At 64.9% G+C, this 3,216-nt stretch carries 3 protein-coding genes; 2 read left to right on the top strand and 1 reads right to left on the bottom strand.

Annotated features, from left to right (window positions below):
• The coding region (locus RMN95_RS05415; RefSeq protein ID WP_309615928.1) for a DUF222 domain-containing protein at window positions 1-561 on the bottom strand (561 nt) is incomplete at its 3' end.
• A gap of 252 nt (window positions 562-813) precedes the next feature.
• Between RMN95_RS05415 and RMN95_RS05410 the strand changes: the two genes are divergently transcribed.
• Entirely contained in the window at window positions 814-2,181 is a 1,368-nt protein-coding gene (locus RMN95_RS05410; protein ID WP_309615927.1) for a wax ester/triacylglycerol synthase domain-containing protein, read from the top strand.
• A gap of 4 nt (window positions 2,182-2,185) precedes the next feature.
• The coding region (locus RMN95_RS05405; RefSeq protein WP_309615926.1) for a hypothetical protein at window positions 2,186-3,216 on the top strand (1,031 nt) is incomplete at its 3' end.

Genomic DNA, 3,216 nt, shown 5'->3' with positions numbered 1-3,216 from the left:
TCCGGCAAGAAAATCTACGGATACCGCGGCGGCTATGGGCTGACCGTTGACGCCAATGCCGGTGGCGAGGCCGACCATGACGGATTCGGCGATATCAAGCACGTCGGCGGGTGTGCGCCCGGCGATGGACGCCAGCTCGGTGGTGATGAGGTTGGCGGCATCGACGCCCAGGCGGCCCGCGTCGAGGGCTTCGCTTACGGCGGGGCGCTCGGCAGGCAGGAGAGCGCCGGACAGTGCTCGGTGTTCACGTACGGCGCCCGCGACGGCCAAACGAGTGCGTGCGGACCGCTCAGAGATGCGAGCGACCGCGGCTACCGCTGCGGTCGGTGATGCGTAGCCGAGGTGTTCCGCCAGCAGAGAGTTGTTTACCAGCGGCGCGAGTACGCGAACGCGGGCGCAATCCATCAGCCGCCCGGCGCCCTCCACCGCAGCTATCGCCTCGGTGAGGGCACTGGCCGAGCCCGCAACGAAGGCATGATCGTCACGGAGAAGGTCGATCAGCGCGCTCAATTCGTGGGCGACGGCATCCACCTGATGGGTGATTGCGTCGCTGCGGGACATACTCGATCATAGCACACATTCGAAGATATCTTCGAAAAGTATTCTCCAAAAATTGCGAGCAGCGTGCGTTCAGTGGTGAGCCAGTTGATGCCAGCGACGGCTGAGAGTCGACGCCGGTGGAGACGCGCTCGTCGCGGCTAAATACAAAGCCATCGCTCCGGCAATCAGACCTCACTCCTCCCCGCGGGACTCATGGCCCTGGAGTACGCGGGGCAATCGGCGTTGACTGGTGTGATCACCCAGAGGATATCCATGGCCGACGCACGCACGCCCCAGCCCATCGATCGAGCGAGCATCGATGACCTGATGTCGCTGGCCACCGACCGGGGGGTTACGCCGATGAATGTCGGGGCGGTGTTGTTCCTCGACACCCGGAAGGGGTTGAATCAGGAGGAAGCGATGGAGTCTCTGGCTCGGCGCGTTAACGCCATCCCACGGCTTCGACGGCGGCTCGTCGACGTACCCTTTGGATGCGGTCGGCCGGTCTGGGTCGACGATGACACCTTCTCCTTCTCCCATCACCTAACAACGGTCCGCTGCTCGGAACCCAGGGGGGAAGTGGCCGTGTTCGAGGTAGCCGCGGCACTATTGGCCACCCCGTTACCGCGCTCCCGACCGCTGTGGGCGGCAACGCTGGTGACGGACACCGCGGAGCACGAGGCTGCGCTGATCCTGGTCTTCCACCATGTTCTCGCTGACGGAATGGGAGGACTGTCGATCCTGGCCGACCTTTCCGACGAAACGCTTGCCTCCTCCGCTTTCCCGAGGCCGATGCCATCCGTGCGCCAACTGGTCGCGAATGTCTGGGCCGAGCGGCGACGTGCGGTTCGACGGCTTCCAGCCGGACTGCGGCGCGTCGGCAACGCGCTGACGGAGTTGCGGGCGGCCACGGGCAGCCGCCTGGCCATCACGTCACTCAACCGTCCGACGGGGCGCAAGCGGCGCTTCGCCAGCATCCGCATCGACCTTGCGTGTCTCATCGCGGCCGGGCATACCCACCACGCGACCGTTAACGACATCCTGCTCACAGCCATAGGCGGGGCCCTGCATCAGGTCATGGATGCGCGCGGCGAGGCTGTGGACGAGTTCATCATCTCCGTGCCGTTCTCAGCGCGACACAAGTCTGCTGCGGGTCAGCTTGGGAACCAGAGCGGAGTGATTCCGCTCGCCATACCCGGTGTCGGCGACCCGCGACGACGGCTGGCAGTTGTTGCCGAGACCACGCGCGCCGCCAAACTCGCGCCTCCGGGCGACTCGACTTCGCTGCTCGGCCCATTTTTTCGGCTGCTGGCCCGGCTGGGTCTCTTTCAGTATTTCGTCGAACACCAGCGCATGATCCACACGTTCGTGACCAACCTGCGCGGCCCGCCCGAACGCCTGGAAGTTCTTGGCTTCCCCGTCACCAGCATCATGCCGTTGAGTGTGAACACCGGCAACATCACGGTGTCGTTCTCAGCACTCTCGTACGCGGGATCTCTCACGGTGACGATTGCCGCTGATCCGAATACCTGTCCCAACCTCGATTTGCTGCAGCGTGCGCTCATCGAGCAGCTGACCGCCCTGATGGCAGGCGGAGGGACCTTCGGCACTGGGATGCGGCATCCGTCGCAGCAAGCATGATGTCATGACAACGTCTCGACGGCACCCGGCGCGACGGCGCATCCTGATCATCACCGCAGCGGTAGTCGGCTCTGTCGCGGTGCTGGCCGCAGTCATCGTCGGGGTGGGCGGAGCGTTCACGCCCTCGCGCTACCTTGAGCCCTGGTCCGCGGACTACCACTCAAATTTCGACGACCCGCGCGTTCAGTTGGTCTCGGTGGGCCTGTTGGCCTCGAGCGGGCACAATATGCAGCCCTGGCTGGTGCGGCTCGACTCCGACCCCAACGTCTTCTACCTGTACGCCGACGGCTCGCGACTGTCGCCGGCTGTCGATCCACTGGCACGGCAGGTGATGGTCTCTCAGGGGACGTTCCTCCAGTACGTGACGGTCGCCGGGCAACAGCTCGGGCATCCGGTCACAGTCGAACTCTTTCCCGATGGCGACTACGACGAGACTGATCCCCAGTCGAGTATGGCCAGCACTCCGGTGGCGCGCGTGACCCTGTCATCCGGGGCATCCACTGCCCAGCCCACGTGGGATTCACTGTTTCGCTCCGACACCAACCGCGCCCCATACACCGACGCGCCTCTCACCGAGCACCAGCGGGGTGCATTGGCCGACCTCGACCGAGGCTCCGAAGCGACTCTTTCCATTCTCACTCAGCAGCAGGATCTCGACTCGCTCGGGCGACTCGCCATCGAGGGTTCGACCATCGAGTCGCAATCCGCGGCCGCGACTGCGGAATCGGATGCCGTGTTCCGATCCAGCGAATACCTCAAGAACGATTCCCGGTGGGGCTTCTCAGTGGAGGGGCAGGGCACCGCCGGCGCGATGAAATACCTGATCCAGGGGCTGATCACCCTCATTCCCGCCATGAACAGCGACGACGCGGGAGCCCAGCGGCAGATCGACCTGACGACGGCGGCCGTGGCGGCAACGCCGGCCTACGGCATCATCTCGACGTCCGCTAACACCCGACGAGAGCAGGTCGAGGCCGGGATGCTCTACAGCCAGTTCGACCTCACGGCCCGCAGCATGGGCCTGGTGATGCAGCC

It is taken from the genome of Salinibacterium sp. (assembly GCF_031364185.1).
Lineage (GTDB): Bacteria > Actinomycetota > Actinomycetes > Actinomycetales > Microbacteriaceae > Rhodoglobus.
This window is presented reverse-complemented; position numbering and strand designations above follow the sequence as displayed.